The organism is Algibacter sp. (genome assembly GCF_039977455.1).
Lineage (GTDB): Bacteria > Bacteroidota > Bacteroidia > Flavobacteriales > Flavobacteriaceae > Algibacter_B.
In genome coordinates this window covers 1-15,969 of record NZ_JBDWDG010000013.1, presented here as the reverse complement: position 1 = coordinate 15,969, position 15,969 = coordinate 1, and the positions used below count along the sequence as shown (strand labels likewise).

16 protein-coding genes and 1 other RNA gene are annotated in these 15,969 nt (G+C 31.4%); 10 read left to right on the top strand and 7 right to left on the bottom strand.

All coding sequences use genetic code 11. The annotated features are described in order from the left end of the window. Positions 1-13: 13 nt before the first annotated feature. Positions 14-1,438, bottom strand: a complete 1,425-nt coding sequence (locus tag ABJM36_RS04280; RefSeq protein WP_348449528.1) for an ATP-binding domain-containing protein — start codon at positions 1,436-1,438, stop codon at positions 14-16. Between the two features lie 125 nt (positions 1,439-1,563). Between ABJM36_RS04280 and ABJM36_RS04275 the strand changes: the two genes are divergently transcribed. The 5 genes from ABJM36_RS04275 to ABJM36_RS04255 all read left to right on the top strand — a co-directional run bounded on the left by ABJM36_RS04275 (position 1,564) and on the right by ABJM36_RS04255 (position 4,709). Further along, on the top strand, positions 1,564-2,298 hold the full coding sequence (locus ABJM36_RS04275) for a hypothetical protein (RefSeq protein WP_348449526.1): 735 nt from the start codon (positions 1,564-1,566) through the stop codon (positions 2,296-2,298). Then, a complete protein-coding gene (locus ABJM36_RS04270; RefSeq protein WP_348449524.1) occupies positions 2,282-3,103 on the top strand; it encodes a DUF3822 family protein in 822 nt (273 codons plus the stop codon). Before ABJM36_RS04275 ends, ABJM36_RS04270 begins: the two co-directional genes overlap by 17 nt. Further along, a complete protein-coding gene (gene rsmD, locus ABJM36_RS04265) occupies positions 3,103-3,639 on the top strand; it encodes a 16S rRNA (guanine(966)-N(2))-methyltransferase RsmD (RefSeq protein ID WP_348449522.1) in 537 nt (178 codons plus the stop codon). The genes ABJM36_RS04270 and rsmD overlap by 1 nt, the downstream gene beginning before the upstream one ends. A gap of 167 nt (positions 3,640-3,806) precedes the next feature. After that, entirely contained in the window at positions 3,807-4,313 is a 507-nt protein-coding gene (locus ABJM36_RS04260; RefSeq protein WP_348449520.1) for a nuclear transport factor 2 family protein, read from the top strand. 30 nt (positions 4,314-4,343) lie between these two features. Then, a complete protein-coding gene (locus tag ABJM36_RS04255; protein ID WP_348449518.1) occupies positions 4,344-4,709 on the top strand; it encodes a hypothetical protein in 366 nt (121 codons plus the stop codon). 66 nt (positions 4,710-4,775) lie between these two features. Here ABJM36_RS04255 and rnpB read toward each other — a convergent pair. Together rnpB and ABJM36_RS04245 are read right to left on the bottom strand one after the other, a co-directional pair. Next, positions 4,776-5,095, bottom strand: an RNA gene (rnpB, locus tag ABJM36_RS04250) — RNase P RNA component class A. A gap of 274 nt (positions 5,096-5,369) precedes the next feature. Then, positions 5,370-5,849 carry a hypothetical protein gene (locus ABJM36_RS04245; RefSeq protein ID WP_348449516.1) on the bottom strand — a complete coding sequence of 160 codons (480 nt, stop codon included), beginning with the start codon at positions 5,847-5,849 and terminating at the stop codon, positions 5,370-5,372. Between the two features lie 241 nt (positions 5,850-6,090). On the opposite strand from ABJM36_RS04245, the gene dnaX reads away from it, so the two are divergent. From dnaX to ABJM36_RS04230, 3 genes are read left to right on the top strand one after another with little or no spacing between them, the layout of a single operon-like run. After that, positions 6,091-7,824 (top strand): DNA polymerase III subunit gamma/tau, encoded by a 1,734-nt coding sequence (gene dnaX, locus ABJM36_RS04240; protein ID WP_348449514.1) that lies wholly within the window; start codon positions 6,091-6,093, stop codon positions 7,822-7,824. A 49-nt stretch (positions 7,825-7,873) separates the two neighbouring features. Further along, positions 7,874-8,410, top strand: a complete 537-nt coding sequence (locus ABJM36_RS04235) for a hypothetical protein (RefSeq protein ID WP_348449512.1) — start codon at positions 7,874-7,876, stop codon at positions 8,408-8,410. 9 nt (positions 8,411-8,419) lie between these two features. Next, the gene (locus tag ABJM36_RS04230) at positions 8,420-9,001 is read left to right on the top strand and encodes a tRNA-(ms[2]io[6]A)-hydroxylase (RefSeq protein WP_348449510.1); all 582 of its coding nucleotides are present in this window, start codon (positions 8,420-8,422) and stop codon (positions 8,999-9,001) included. On the opposite strand, the gene ABJM36_RS04225 is transcribed toward ABJM36_RS04230, so the two are convergent. The 4 genes from ABJM36_RS04225 to ABJM36_RS04210 all read right to left on the bottom strand — a co-directional run bounded on the left by ABJM36_RS04225 (position 8,998) and on the right by ABJM36_RS04210 (position 13,339). Continuing rightward, positions 8,998-9,600, bottom strand: coding sequence for an outer membrane beta-barrel protein (locus ABJM36_RS04225; RefSeq protein ID WP_348449508.1), 603 nt, complete (start codon positions 9,598-9,600; stop codon positions 8,998-9,000). The genes ABJM36_RS04230 and ABJM36_RS04225 overlap by 4 nt on opposite strands. Before the next feature lie 179 nt (positions 9,601-9,779). Beyond that, complete coding sequence (locus ABJM36_RS04220) at positions 9,780-10,685, bottom strand: exopolyphosphatase (protein ID WP_348449506.1); 906 nt, start codon at positions 10,683-10,685, stop codon at positions 9,780-9,782. Position 10,686: 1 nt separating this feature from the next. Continuing rightward, on the bottom strand, positions 10,687-12,753 hold the full coding sequence (ppk1, locus tag ABJM36_RS04215; protein ID WP_348449504.1) for a polyphosphate kinase 1: 2,067 nt from the start codon (positions 12,751-12,753) through the stop codon (positions 10,687-10,689). 97 nt (positions 12,754-12,850) lie between these two features. Further along, the gene (locus ABJM36_RS04210) at positions 12,851-13,339 is read right to left on the bottom strand and encodes a histidine phosphatase family protein (RefSeq protein ID WP_348449503.1); all 489 of its coding nucleotides are present in this window, start codon (positions 13,337-13,339) and stop codon (positions 12,851-12,853) included. Between the two features lie 483 nt (positions 13,340-13,822). Between ABJM36_RS04210 and ABJM36_RS04205 the strand changes: the two genes are divergently transcribed. Both ABJM36_RS04205 and ABJM36_RS04200 read left to right on the top strand, forming a co-directional pair. Then, complete coding sequence (locus tag ABJM36_RS04205) at positions 13,823-14,335, top strand: Fn3-like domain-containing protein (RefSeq protein ID WP_348449502.1); 513 nt, start codon at positions 13,823-13,825, stop codon at positions 14,333-14,335. A 79-nt stretch (positions 14,336-14,414) separates the two neighbouring features. Continuing rightward, positions 14,415-15,969, top strand: a 1,555-nt coding sequence (locus ABJM36_RS04200; RefSeq protein ID WP_348449500.1) for a VWA domain-containing protein, incomplete at its 3' end; no start/stop codon positions are given.

Genomic DNA, 15,969 nt, shown 5'->3' with positions numbered 1-15,969 from the left:
TTATAATAAAAACCTATTCCTCAAAAAAGTCGTTTATAAAGCCAATAAGATACAATTTTTCTTTGGCTCTTGTTACCGCGGTATACAACCAACGTAAATAATCTTTATCGATGCCATTTGGTAAATAAGGTTGTTCTACAAAAACAGTATCCCATTGACCACCTTGCGATTTATGACAAGTAATAGCATAAGAAAACTTAACTTGTAAAGCATTAAAATGTTTGTTGCCTTTAACTTTTATAAACTTTTTATACTTGCTGGTTTCTTCCTCAAAATCTTTCATAACTTCTTGGTACAGCCTATTGGAATCTTCGTAAGGTAATGATGGCGTTTCTGCATCAATAGTATCTAACATTAAAACAGTTTCAAAAGGCGTCATTTTAGGGTAATCGACCATTCGTATTTTTACTTCCGCAAATCGAAAGCCATATAACTCTTGAATACTAAAAATTTCTAGAACTTCAATAATATCACCATTGGCAATAAATCCTGCTTCGCTTGTGGGTTTAATCCAGAAATAATTATTTTTTACAACCATTAAATAATCGCCCGCTGTTAGCTCATGCTCATTAAACAAAATTCGATTTCTAATTTGTTGGTTGTATAAATTAGCTCGTTTATTGCTTCGCACTATAATAGCTGTTTCTTCTTTGCCTAATTCGCTATATGCATCGTTTATAGCGTCCATTATTTCATAACCGTCAACTAATCTAATAATATCCTTAAAGCCTTTTAAATCGAACTTAAAAGCCTCAAAAAAAGTACTAGATAAAGTATCTCTTAACACTGTTGCATTTACTAAAATACCAGAATCTTGTTCTTGTCGTACAACTTCATCTAATTCCATTCTAGTTACTTCCTTATCATAATTTAACGCTAAGGTACGTTCATCCAGAGCTGGACTAATATCCAATTTAACTGGTGGTAATTGAGCCGTATCCCCTATTAAAAGTAATTTACAGTTATGACCTCCGTATACATATTTTATTAAATCGTCTAATAAAGAACCGCTATCAACTTGTTTAGAATCTCCTGGGGTGTCTGGAATCATAGAAGCTTCATCTACTATAAAAATGGTATTTTTATGCTTATTGGGTTGCAAAACGAACTTAACACCACCAGATTTTTCTTTTTTAGGAAAGTATATTTTTTTATGAATTGTAAAGGCTTCTTTTTTAGAATAATTAGAGATTACTTTAGCTGCCCTTCCCGTTGGAGCCATTAAAACAGCGCTTTTTTTAGCTTTCCATAAATTTGATACTATGGCGCCTACAATGGTTGTTTTTCCTGTACCTGCATAGCCCTTTAATAAATATAAGGCATTTGAGTTTTTTGAAAAAATAAATTCTGCCAATTGCTGAAGAACAATATTTTGTTTAACTGTAGGTTGAAACGGAAACTGCTGTTTTATAAGGGAATAGAATTGCGATGCTGTCATTAATAATTGTCCTGATTAAAAATTATTCAAATATAGAAATGATTTTTATGTCCTTAGGTTTTAACGATTAAAAAAAAATTGTAGATTTGCTAAAACCATTAACGAATTTTTAATAAATAGATACTATGACATTTTTCTTAATTGCATTAGCAGTGATTCTTGGTACAATTGGCTTGGTAAAGTTAGTTGACAAATTTATCCCGTCTAAACTTAAACCTGTTTTGACTATAGCTCTTTGGTTATTAATTGCCTTTTTAGGATACCAAACATATATGTCTATTTATGAGCCAATAAAATTTAACAAGGAAAAAAACAAGCGCTATGCAGTTGTTATTGAAAGTTTAATAGATATTAGAGATGCACAATTAGCTCACAAACAAGTTACAGGTCAATTTGCTAAAACTTTTGATAACTTAATTAAATTTATTGATACAGCGGAATACACCTTAACTCAACGAAGAGATTCTAGTATAATTGATAAAGAATTAACAAGAAGATATGGTGTAGATACCACAAAAGATATTGTTATTATCGATACTTTAGGTACTGTTCCTGTAAAAGATTCGTTATTTAAATCTTCTAACCGTTACAAAACTATGATGAATGTTCCTGTTGGTGAGGAAGGCGCTAAATTCAAAATGGATGCTGGATTTGTAGAGCAAAACAAAATTAACATTCCTGTTTTTGAAGCCTATGTAAAAAAGGATGTTATTTTATTTGATCAAAATAGAGACCTTGTAATACAAGAAAACCAAATAATATCTGTAGACGGTGTTAATGGAGATGCATTAAAAGTAGGTTCTATGGACGAAGTTAAAACTGGTGGTAACTGGCCAAAAACTTATGGCGATAGCGAATAATATTTCAACAAAAAATACGAATATAGAATTGTCCATTCAAATAAGTTTGAGTGGACTTTCTTTTTCTATACTAAATAGAGACACTAATACCATTGTGGTCTTTAAGGCGTATAATTTTGAAAAAAAATTAAACCCTATAGAAGTTTTAGATCAATTAAAGCAAGTATTTGTAAAAGAAACTGTTTTAAAAGGAAACTTCGCTAATATTATAATTATTCATGATAATGACTTATCTACCCTAGTACCAAAGTCATTGTTTAACGAAAGTTACTTGGCAGATTATTTAAAGTTTAATTCAAAAATTTTAAAGTCTGATTTTATTGCTTATGATACTATTATAGAAAATAACAGCGTTAATGTTTATGTACCATATATAAATATTAATAATTTTATTTACGATAATTTTGGTGCGTTTACATTTAAACACGTATCAACCATTTTAATAGAATCCGTACTTCAAATAGAAAAAGAATCTACCTCCACTAACATGTATGTGAATGTTGGAGATAATCATTTTGAAATTATAGTAATTAATAAAAGTAATTTATTACTTTATAATAGGTTTTCATATCATACAAAAGAAGATTTTATTTATTACATTCTTTTTACTGCCGAACAATTAAATTTAAACCCAGATACCTTAAACCTTGTTCTAATTGGAGCCATAAAAGAGAATGATACCTTATACAATATGGCATATAGGTATATACGTAACATAACTTTTGGAGCCAGAAAAGAAACCTATAAGTATCTTGAAAAGTCTCCATCAAATTATTCTAATTTCACTTTATTAAATAGCTTTTAATGAGAATTATATCAGGTTTATACAAAAGTAGAAAAATAGTAGCTCCTAAAAACCTACCTGTTCGCCCTACTACAGATATGGCTAAAGAGTCTTTATTTAACATTATTAACAACTTGTATTATTTTGATGATATATCGGTTTTAGATTTATTTGCAGGGACAGGAAACATAAGCTACGAATTTGCATCAAGAGGTACAGAGCAAATAACTTGTGTAGACCAAGATTTTGGTTGTATAAAGTTTATAAACAAAACAGCTGAAGCTTTCGATATGCCTATCCAAACCATTAAAAGCGATGTTTTTAAATTCCTAGAAAAAGCAACATTACAATCTAATATTATTTTTGCAGACCCACCCTATAATTTTGACTTGGCTCAATTTGCAAAAATACCAGAACTCATTTTTAAAAATAACTTGTTATTGGAAGATGGTTTGTTAATTGTAGAACATTCAAAACATACTGACTTGTCTAATCTTGAAAATTTTGGATATTCTAAATCTTACGGAGGTAATGTTTTTAGTTTTTTCGAAAACTAGTAAATCTATATAAATTTCCTTAAGTCATTTTTTTTAAGTACTTTAGAACTCTCCTTAAGAGTCCCCATGACTCTATACATAAATAACACTCACCAATTTAAAGCAATCCTTGTCTTGGTAATGTTTATGGTTTATTTTGAATATTAATGTTTTAAACCATAATACCAATGAAAAAATTATTTTTATTAGGTTTTGCTACAATTTTTTTTGTCGCTTGCCAAGAAAAACACCAACAACGTTATTTCGAGAATTCAGCAGAAATTGAAACCTTAAAGGCAGGTATAAAAGCATACGAAACACAAGATTGGGCTATGTGGAAAGCCAATTTTGCTGATTCCGCAAAAATATATCATAACACTAATAAACCATCATCACCAGATGAAACTATGACTGGAATGAAACAGATGCTTTCAAATTTTTCGGAGTATAAGTTTTTAAATAATGATGCCGAAATTGAAATGATTATTGATAAAGATGGTGACACCTGGGTGAACTACTGGAATAGTTGGGGAGGAAAAGCCAAAGTAACAGGAAAAAAGATATCAGTACCTGTGCATTTAACCGTTCAATTTATTGATGGCAAAATTGTAAATGAATATGCTTATTACGATACTGCAAGTATTGGAGCAACAATTGCGGAAATAAAAGCCGCGCAAGAAAATGAAGTTGAATAAAGTATAGATTTAATAGAAGATCTTTCCTATATGAAAGAAGGAGCTCCTATAATTCAGGAAGGTCAAAATTTTCGTAAATTTTACTATATATATTTCACACCTGCAAACGCCGCTAAAATTCGTGAAGGTATGAAAGCAGTAAAAGAACTCTATATCTCAAAAGGTTCAATAGAGTATTATAGATTATACAGAAACGGATTTGGAACTCCAGAAGAGTTTTACCTCGTAGTTGTTTCTGCCAAAGATGAAATAGATGGCGCTACAAAATCAATAGAAAACGATAAAGTTTTAGGTCCAGATAAATGGGATACTTTCAGTAAAGTTTTAAATTATGCCAGCCGATTTGAAGAGTATTTCGGCGAAATACGTCCAGATTTATCATATTCACCAAAATAAGAATACATTATAACCAACCCTTTTTTACCTTCAAACCCTTCTTGAAAATTTCAAGAAGGGTTTGTATATTTAAGTAAATCTATAAGCCGAATTCTGTACACCTACTTAAAAAGCACGTGCCCTTATCATTTATCTACATGCATTGTTACCAATACACTTTAGCTGCCTACCCTCCAACAATCGAGCGTGCCGCCCTCAAACGTTGGTTTACATGACATTGCACCACATAGAGTTTACCTGGTTTCACTACAGCATTACCTGTACATACTTTCTGTTGCACTTTTCCTAACCTCTCGGCTGGTGGTTATTAGCCACTATGTTGCACTACGGTGTTCGGACTTTCCTCCATCCTAATTAATCAGGACAGCGATAAGGCGATTTACTGCCGCGAAATTACAATAAAGCTTAACTAAAATCTAAATTAATTTCAATTTTTGGACGTTACCCAAAAAAAGGGTCAGGCTTTCACGACTCGCTTTCTCCTAAAGTCGGCGAGCTCAAACATGCCGTTCAATCCTTAACGCCTGTATTTACTAGCTTCATGTTCAATTATAAAGTAAATTTATTTTAGCTAATCATATTGCCTTTTTTAAATTGAAATCAATTTCAAAACTAAAGTTATCACCTCATTTCCAAATTATAAAAATAACAACCTATATTTTATTGATGGTAAGCCGCGTTATGAGCCAATGCACTTCCACAAGTACCACAATTTCCAGAAGTTCCAGATCCTCCGCCACACCCATTTCCACAGCTATAATGCCAAACTCCAGCGGCATTTCTACTAGGTTCACTAGTAGGAGGCGTTGCAAAAGGAGCAGACGACATTGGCGTTTTACTAGAATTCGCATGATAAGCAGAGTTATGAACCAAAAGCGTACCACAAGTATTACAATTTACTGCCGTCCCAGCACCACCTTCACACCCTTTACTACACCTATAGTGCCAAACACCTTGTGCATTTTGAGAAGGCTCAACCGAAACAGGGCTCGGAGTAGCAACATTAAGTGACTTTCCCGATTCTAACCCTTCGTTTGATTTTAAAATTTCTTGTTTCCCACCTTTAGCATTATCGTTACAGGAATAGAACGACGTAGTTAAACTCAATAATAATATTGTAACAATCTTTAAGTATTTCATAATAATTAAATTTTTTAAATGTATTTTAAAAGTAAGGTGTTCCTAAATTTTAGCTCTTGGGGTTAGGAGCCTATTCTAAAAGTAAGTATGAATTAATCAAAAATCGACATTTTTAGTCATAAGATCAAAGAATTCTTTCATTAACTAAACTTTATTTTTGTTAATAACTCCTATTTATTTTTATCACCATAATTCTGAATTCCAAATTGAATTTTTAACTTTGTTATCTCAAGATTTAACTATGGAGCATTTTGTTGTATCAGCTAGAAAATACAGACCAGAAGCGTTTAAAGACGTTGTTGGTCAGCAAGCTATTACAAATACTTTATTAAATGCCATAGACAACAATCATTTAGCACAAGCCTTACTATTTACAGGGCCACGTGGTGTTGGTAAAACCACATGCGCACGTATTTTGGCTAAAATGATAAATAGCGACGGTAATGAAACTGGCGATGAAGATTTTGCTTTTAACATTTTCGAGCTGGATGCCGCATCAAATAACTCGGTAGATGATATTAGAAGTTTAACTGACCAAGTTAGAATACCACCACAAGTTGGAAAATATAAAGTGTATATTATTGATGAGGTGCACATGCTCTCTCAAGCGGCTTTTAATGCATTTTTAAAGACTTTAGAAGAGCCACCTAAACATTGTATATTTATACTTGCAACTACAGAGAAGCATAAAATTATACCGACCATCTTATCGCGTTGTCAAATTTTTGATTTTAAACGTATTACGGTTAAAGATGCTAAGGAATATTTAAAATATATAGCTACTGAACAAGGTATTACTGCAGAAGACGACGCTTTACATATAATCGCTCAAAAAGCAGATGGCGCCATGCGTGATGCGCTTTCTATTTTTGATCGTGTGGTTAGTTTCTCTGGTAAAAATTTAACGAGACAAGCGGTTACCGAAAATTTAAACGTACTTGATTACGAAACGTATTTTACAACTACAGATTTAATTTTAGAAAATAAGATTCCTGATGTATTACTTCAGTTTAATAATACGCTTTCAAAAGGTTTTGATGGACATCATTTTATTGCAGGTTTAGCGTCTCACTTTAGAGATTTATTAGTAAGTAAAACACCAGAAACCATTGCTTTACTGGAGGTTGGCGATCAAACTAAAGAAAAGTACTTAAAACAATCGCAAAGAGCATCTCAAGAGTTTCTCATGCAAGGGATACAGCTTGCTAACGACTGCGATCTCAAATACAAAACAAGTAAAAATCAACGCTTACTTGTCGAATTAACTTTAATGCAACTTGCCTCTATCACTCATGATGGAGAAAAAAAAAATAGCAAACATTACATAATTCCTGCATCTTACTTCAGAAAAAAAGGGATTACCCCCATTCCTGTTAATGTTCCTAAGAAAACTGAAAAGGCTACTATTTCCGCGGAAGCGAAAACAGAACATTCCGATTCGAAAGAAACAAAAACTTCAAAAGTCGAGAAAGTTGAAGAACAAGGACCTCCTAAAATTATATTAAAAAAAGGAGCCAAACGACAATCTGGACTTACACTGTCTAGTATTAGGGCTAAAAAAGAGCATCAAATTAAACAAATGGATGTTGTTGTAGACGAAGAAAACCTTCCAAAAGAACCGTTTACTGAAAAGGATTTTATTACAGCTTGGAATGCTTATACCAATAAACTGGTTTCCGATGGGCAACATAACTTGGCCTCTATTTTATCTATAGACGTGCCAAAAGTAAAAGGTAATGTAGCGCATTTAGAATTTCCTAATGCAACTAATAAGATAGAATTAGAACGCCAACAATTTAATCTTTTAGGTTATATTAGAAAGGAATTAAATAATTATGATGTTAGTTTATCCATAACGGTTAATGAAGTTATGGAAAAGAAATATGCATATACCCCTCAAGATAAATTTGAAAAATTAAAGGAAAAAAATCCAAATATTGATCTATTAAGGAAAACTTTCGATTTAGATGTTTAAAACATTATATAGCAATACATTATTTATTTTCCTGATTTTAACAAGCATCATGCTTTTAAATTGTGATGGCAGAAAAACAAAGCAAGATGCTTTAAAAACGTCCATTATAAAATTTAAAGACTCGATTGAAACTATTGAGATTATTGAATATATTCCAAAAAAATATTCAGAAATTAAAACTGATACTATTTTAAGTAACGGTTTTACTGTTAAGGTTTCTTCGATTACTGATATGGATAATTCAATTTTAAAAAGTTTCCAGAAGGATTCGGCTAGTATTAAACAGTATCATAGAAAACGTATTGTAACTTTAGAAATATCCTTAAACGGTAAATTACTTTTTGATAAGCAAATTGATACGTTATTTTTAAAATCTTATAAAGGTTTGGCTAAGTCTATAATTAGTAAGGATTTAATCATAAGTGATTTAAGAATAGACCCAAAAACTAGCCTATCGCCTAAAACAGAACTTTATATGTTTATAACGGCATATAACCCAGGTGATAAATTTGACAAGCGATTTCAACTGCATTTCGACAAATCTGGAAATTACAGATTAAATACAACAGGATCTTATCCAATATAAAGTAAAAATATGCTAGGACTTAAACTACCAACAGACCCACGCTGGGTAAACATTGTAGAGAAAAACATTGAAGAAATACTTACCGATCATGCGTTTTGCGAACAAAAAGCAACAAGTACAGCTATTTCACTAATTGTAAGCTTTCCTGAATACACCGATTTGGTTCAAGAAATGACAGCTTTGGTAAAGGAAGAGATTAGTCATTTTAAAATGGTGCACGATAAAATTATTGAACGCGGGTGGGTTTTAGGTCGCGATAGACGGGATGATTATGTTATAGCGCTTTTAAAATTCTTTCCTAAAGGCGGTAGTAGAACAACCCAACTTGTGCATAGGTTATTATACGCAGCATTAATAGAAGCTAGAAGTTGCGAACGCTTTAGATTACTTTCGGAAGAATTAGAAGATGAAGAGTTAGCTGAATTTTACAGAAACCTAATGGTTAGTGAAGCTAATCATTACACCATGTTTTTAGGTTTTGCTAGACAATATGGCGAAAAAAAAGAAGTTGATACCAAATGGCAACAACTTCTAGAGTATGAGGCTGAAATAATTTCAAATTTAGGAACTAACGAAGCTATTCACGGTTAAAACTTGTAACCAACACCTAATTGAATATTTCTATTTTTAGCATCAACACCTAAATTATCATCGAATACATTTCTAATACCATAGTTATACCTAACATCCACAAAAATGGCATAGTTAATTTTATAATCGGCACCTAAAACAGCCGAATATCCCATGTTTTTCATGGCATCGTCTACTTTTTGGACCTTCCATCCTACTTGCGGTCCAATCCCTGCATGGAATTTTTCGCTAAACCTAAATCTAAATAGTATAGGCATTTGTATATAATCTAAATGAAGAATTTCTTGTTTTGCTCCCTCGGCAGAAAATTGAATTTCTGGGACTATAGATAAGCTTCGTGAAACACCAAAATTAGCTAAGAAACCAATATATAAACTGTTTCTGTGTTCATTCTTAAAACTAGGCGCTTCTTCAAAGTCTAAATGTGAAATGGTATAACCTGTTCGAACACCAAACTTTATTCCACTTGAAGCAGACCATTTTTCTTTAACCTTTACAGTGTCTTTAGCTTTTTTTGCAGAATCAATGTCTTGATCCTCTTGAGAGAATCCTTGAAATGAAAAACCAAGTAATACTGTTAATAGTAATATTTTTTTCATCTGTTTGTTTGTTAAATTAATCTATCAGATGTTAATAGCCAAAGATTATGAAGTTAAAGTTACATAAACATAGGTTTTACATTATTAATAGATTGGGGTTATTATTAATAGCACTATAGCGTACGAATATATATCATAAATTTAAAAAACGACAACTATACAAGTCAAAGTGCAAAATATTACTGTGTATTGCTAGATACCGTATCGTAAAATATGCTTTTTATAATACCATCGGCAAGACCTATTTTAGGAACATATATATTTTTTGCACCAGCCCATTTCATGGCAGAAAGGTAAATTCTCATAGCAGGAATAATAACATCTGCCCTATCTTGGTTTAATGATAATTCTGTAATTCGCTCTTCGTACGAATAGGTTTGTAACATATTGTAGTAGGAAGTCATATAAAAATAAGAAAGTGGTTTACCCAAGGATTTACCGGATATCTTGAAAATTTTATTAATATTACCACCAGATCCTAATACATCAATTTTATGATAACTTTTAGTATGTTCGCTAATCCATTCTTGCAATTCTAACCATGTTTCTTTTTTAACCATATCGTTTAATAAACGTACAGTACCAATTTTAAATGACCTTGAAGTGACTTGGTTACCTCTATCAATAACAGTAAATTCAGTACTTCCTCCACCTACATCTACATACAAGTAGGTTTTATTTACATCAATATATTTATTTAAATCGGTTGCCGCAATAATTGCAGCTTCCTCTTCACCTCCAATAACATCAATACTTATTCCAGCATGTTCTAAAACTAAATCTACTACTTTTTTCCCGTTTTTAGATTCTCGCATGGCAGAGGTAGCACAAGCCTTGTATTTTACAACTTTATGAGATTTCATTAAAAGTTTAAAAGCAAGCATGGTGTCTAGAATACGCTGCGTATTTTCTTTAGAAATTTTTTCTTTTATAAAAACATCTGCCCCTAATCGAATTGGTACACGTACAAGTGAATTTTTCTTAAACTGAACCGGTTTTCCTTTTTGTTCAATAATATTTGAAATTAAAAGTCTTACCGCATTTGAACCAATATCTATGGCCGCATATTTTTTTATTGAGAGCATACTAGTTTTCTAATTTATTAAGGTAATAATCATAGATAGCAAATTGAGATCTTAATTTTGGCTTATCGTTTACAAGATATTGATTTTCTTGAGAATCATTTAAAATTCTTGCCTTAACGTTATCATTCCAACTAATATTAAAGGTATCTATAATTTCTTTTTTAATGTCTTCATCGTAAATAGGGCAGCTTACTTCTACTCTGTTTTCAATATTTCTGGTCATCCAATCAGCTGAAGAAATATATACTTTTGCATCACCATTATTGCCAAAAACATAAACTCTAGAATGCTCTAAAAACTTATCTACAACACTAATAACTTCAATATTTTCACTCATGCCTTTAATTCCAGGAATTAAACAACAAATCCCCCTAACTATCATCTGAATTTTCACCCCTGCTCGACTAGCTTCATATAATTTATCAATCATTGGATAACTAGAAATGCTATTCATTTTTAACCTAATAAGCCCTTCTCTGCCTTCTTTAACATTTCTAATTTCACTATCCATCAATTTAAAAACACTGCTTTTTGTAAAATGTGGAGATACTAATAAATGTTTGTATCTATACACCCTATAATTAGTTTCAAAGAAGTTAAAAACTTGATTTACATCTTTTAAAATCCTTTTATTAGAAGTAAAAAGGGTATAGTCGGTATAAATTTTGGCTGTAGATTCGTTAAAATTTCCAGTACTAATAAAGCCATAACGTTTAAGTTTTTTACCCTCTTCGCGCTCCACAACACACATTTTACTATGTACTTTAAGGCCTGTAACACCAAATATTAAATTAATGCCTTCTTCCTTCATTTGTTGCGCATAATCGATATTTGCTTGCTCATCAAACCTAGCCCGAAGTTCTATGGAAACAGTAACAGTTTTTCCATTTACAGCGGCATTAATTAAGGAACTTGCGACATGCGATATTTCTGCAAGACGGTAAATTGTAATTTTTATAGTTTTAACCTTAGGATCTAAGGCAGCTTCTCTTAAAAACTTAACGATATAAGAAAAGGTTTGATAGGGTGCATGTACAAGGTAATCTTTTTCGCTAATAGCATTAAATATACTGTCTTGCATACTTAATCCTTTAACTGGTAAAGCTTCAATTTTATCATACAAAAGATCAGTTCTTCCTAAGCTAGGAAAGCCCATATAATCCCTTTTGTTATGGTAGCGCCCTCCAGGAATAATACTGTCCGTATCATCAATACCCATTTTAGACATAAAATACCGAAGCGTTTCTCCATGAATTGTTTTATCATAAACAAATCTTACTGCTTCTCCTATTTTTCTATGCTTTACACTATCTGATATTTTTTCGATAAAACTTTTACTTAAATCACTTTCAAAATCTAATTCCCCATCTCTTGTGATTTTTATCATGTGAGCAGAAATGGCCTTATATTCAAAAATATTAAAGATATCTCCTAAACAATAGCGCAAAACATCATCAACCATAATAATATAGTTTTTATCGCCTTTCTTTGGTAATTCAACAAATCGATCTACCGATTTAGGAATTTCAATTAACGCAAATTGCTTGGTATCGCCAGACATTAACATACGTACCGCCAAATATGCGGCGGTATCCTTTAAATTTGGAAGTACAACCAAATCATTAAGTATAATGGTAACTAAAGCAGGACTAACTATTTTAAAAAAATATTGTTTTATAAACTCACTTTGTTCATCATCAATTTGAGTTTCATCAATGATATAAATATTTTCTTCCTTTAACTTTTTATCTATATTCTTTAGTATCTCGACACTTTCACTTTGTTGTTTTATAACAATTTGAGTAATAATTTCAAGTAATTCTTTAGCTTTAATACCACCAAGTTCACTTTTTCCGCCTTTACCAGCTTCCACAATACGTTTTACCGTGGCGTATCGCACTTTAAAAAACTCATCTAAGTTATTTGAAAATATACCTAAAAAACGCAATCTTTCTATTAAAGGAACCGACTCATCTTCAGCCTCTTGTAACACTCTTGCATTAAACTGTAACCAGCTTATTTCTCTATTAATATAACTGTTATTTGTTGAGATATCAGGTTTAGCCATTAACTATAATTTATTTTTAATATGAAAAACAAATATATTCTATTTATAATAAAATATTGACATTTAAATTAAACCTATAATTAAATTTTAAACTAAATTAAGACTTAAAATCACGAGGAAATATTGTTTTTATTGTTTTACCAGGTTTTAATTCGCTCCAATTTTGGATATCAAATTCAATTATTACCACGCCACTTGTAGGCACGTTTTCTATAGGTTTTGAGCCAAAAGTATTAACAAATGCTGTTATAGCATGATTATGACCAAATACGACTAAGTTATTTACTGAGTTTTTAACGGATTTAATAACTCGAACCAGGTTTTCTCCTGAAAAATCATACAACTCCGGAATAAACTTAACCAAACTTTCACCTATACCTAAATTTGAAATAAAGATTTCTGAAGTTAATTTGGTACGTTGTGCATCACTACAAACTACTAAATCTACAGTTTTTAATGTAAGTGCTAATTGTTTAGAAACCAAATTAGCATCTGTTACACCTCTAGATTTTAAAGGTCTTTCATGGTCGTTTAAATTAAATTTCCATGACGATTTGGCGTGTCTAATTATAATTAAATTTTTCAAAATACTCGATTAAACGTTAAGTTTTATCGATAAAAAGTTGTTTTTCTCGATAAAAATCAATTAATTTGTTGTTTAAATAGCACTTAAATATAGGTCAATTAAAGCTAAAATGGATAAAGTTTGGGCATATAATAAATCAATTGCCTAATGATTTTTGATGTTTATTTTTTTAGCTCAGTCAACCAAATACGCTATATAACTGAATAACAACACTTTAAACATGTGACCAATTACATGTGTTAGGGTCAAAATATTAAAGTTGAATTAAGATGACTAAAGAGTCAATAAAATGAAGTTATATAAATGTTAAAAAGAAAAATATTCTTATATCTTTGTAGACAAAATCCCACGATATTAAAATATTTAATTTAAACCATACTAGACCAAATAAATTACAATAACTATTACAACATCATCCAACTGGTTATAAACAGTTGATATTAAATGGTGTATTGTTATGAAACCCAAAATAACAAATAACCTATGAAAGCATTATACATATTGATATTCACCATATTTATAGGAGGAACTACCATAGAAAAAAATAGTTCAAGTATAAACGACCTAAACTGTAGCGCCACCCTTAAGGTGCAAAAAGACAGAAGTTTTAAATCTGCTACAGAAAACGGAGCACAGTTTATTTTAACGCTTACCAATACGTCTGGAAAACCTGCTTCTTATAAATTAACGGCTTCAAAATCCCTTAATCCTTGTACTAATAATAAGAGTACAAATATGAGTAAATCGGCAGTTAGAAATTCAGATTTATATATTTCACTTAATCAAAACACTGCATATTCTTCAACATCTGAAAATTCTGCAATTTCTCTTGAGAATGGAGAATCAAAAGAATTTAAAGTTAGCGTAACTGTTCCTGAAGGCACAGAATATAAAACATGGGGTTGCATTGAGGTTAAGGCAAATGCTCTTAATTGCAATTCTGTTTCGGCAGAAATAATTTTAAGTGTATATATACCCGACCCAACCGAAGGTTAAGTTTTATTAAAAAAATCTGTTATAAAATAAATTTATGAGAAATCAATTATTTTTTCACAAGAGATATAGAAAACAACTAATGAAATATTCATTAGTTGTTTTCTTGTTTTTCTCTTTTAGCAAATTAACCGCACAAGAAGTTGTGGTTAATAAATATGCTGTTGAAAATACTACAAATTGTAATCAATTTGATGTCACTCTTGAAATTACAGGAAATCCGCCAACTCAACCTCAAGAAGTTGTTTTAATAATTGATAGATCTGGTAGTATGGATGATGGTCCGAGTCCGTTACCTATAGATTATGCACAAGATGCAGCTATTGAGTTTGTTAATAATTTCTTTGAACCCGGAAACAACCCTCATGGATTAAATAGATTAGCTTTAGTTAGTTATGGATTCTCAGCAACTACAGATATTGGATTAACTGGTAGTAGTGGGAAAAGTCAAATAATTTCTGCTATTAACAGTATAGTTACAGGAGGTAATACGAATACAGAAGATGCTTTAGTAGAGGCTGATAATATCCTAACTTCATCGGGTACATTTGATTGTAAAACTTCTAGGAACATAATTTTACTTTCTGATGGAGTTGCAACACAGCGCAATAGTAATGGTAACTCAGACTTTAATGACCTCTGGTGTTACCCAACTATAGCCAACACGGCATGTCAAATTGAAGCCGCAGAAGCTGGAGTAAACGCACAATCAACAACGGTTAACGGCATATCATATAATCAATCAATTTTTACCATTGGATTAGTTGGTGCTATTAGTGGAAACGAACAATCTTACGCCCTAAACACATTAAACAATATACAAAATGCAGGTGCCTATTCTACAGAAAACAATGCTGATTTAAGTAATATTTATAATCAAATTTTAGGAAAATTAGTTCCTGCCGCCACACAATTACCAGAACAATCTTTAGTTTCCGATGTTTTACAAGATGGGTTCTCTATAGTTCCTGGATCTTTAAATATAAGTAAAGGTACAACAACAACTAACGGATCTAATATTTCTTGGTTTGTTTCCAATTTATATCAAGAAACAATAACATTGACCTATACAATAAAAGCTGATAATAACAGTGCAACTTGTGGCGTTCAAGAATTAGGAAATTCTATAATGAATTATGAAGATTCAAAATGTAAAATAAAATCTAAAAATTTCCCCGATGCTAATGTTTGTGTTCCCTGTCCTGAAATAAATCCAGAAATAGCACGTATAGATTGTACCAACGCCATAACTTATTCTAGCAATTTAAACCAAGATGGGTGTCCTTCTGTCTCAGATAGCTACCAATGGGTTTTTAAACTAAACGGAAATCAAGTAGGAACATCAACATCCGAGAATGGTATTTTTAATTATACTGGAAATTCTGAATTTACAGGATCCTTCACAGCTCAATTAACTTATTCTAGTACTTATGGAGCTGGTACCTGTAGTATAGATGATGTTCAAAAAGATTCTAACACTTTAACACTTCCTCCTATTTTAGAAGCCACTATAACATCAACCACCAATGTGTTATGTAATAGTGAAGCTACTGGAAGTATTGATGTCACGGTTACTGGTGGTACAGCACCTTATGAGTTTGTTTGGAATGATGCTAATAACTCAACCTCTGAAGATT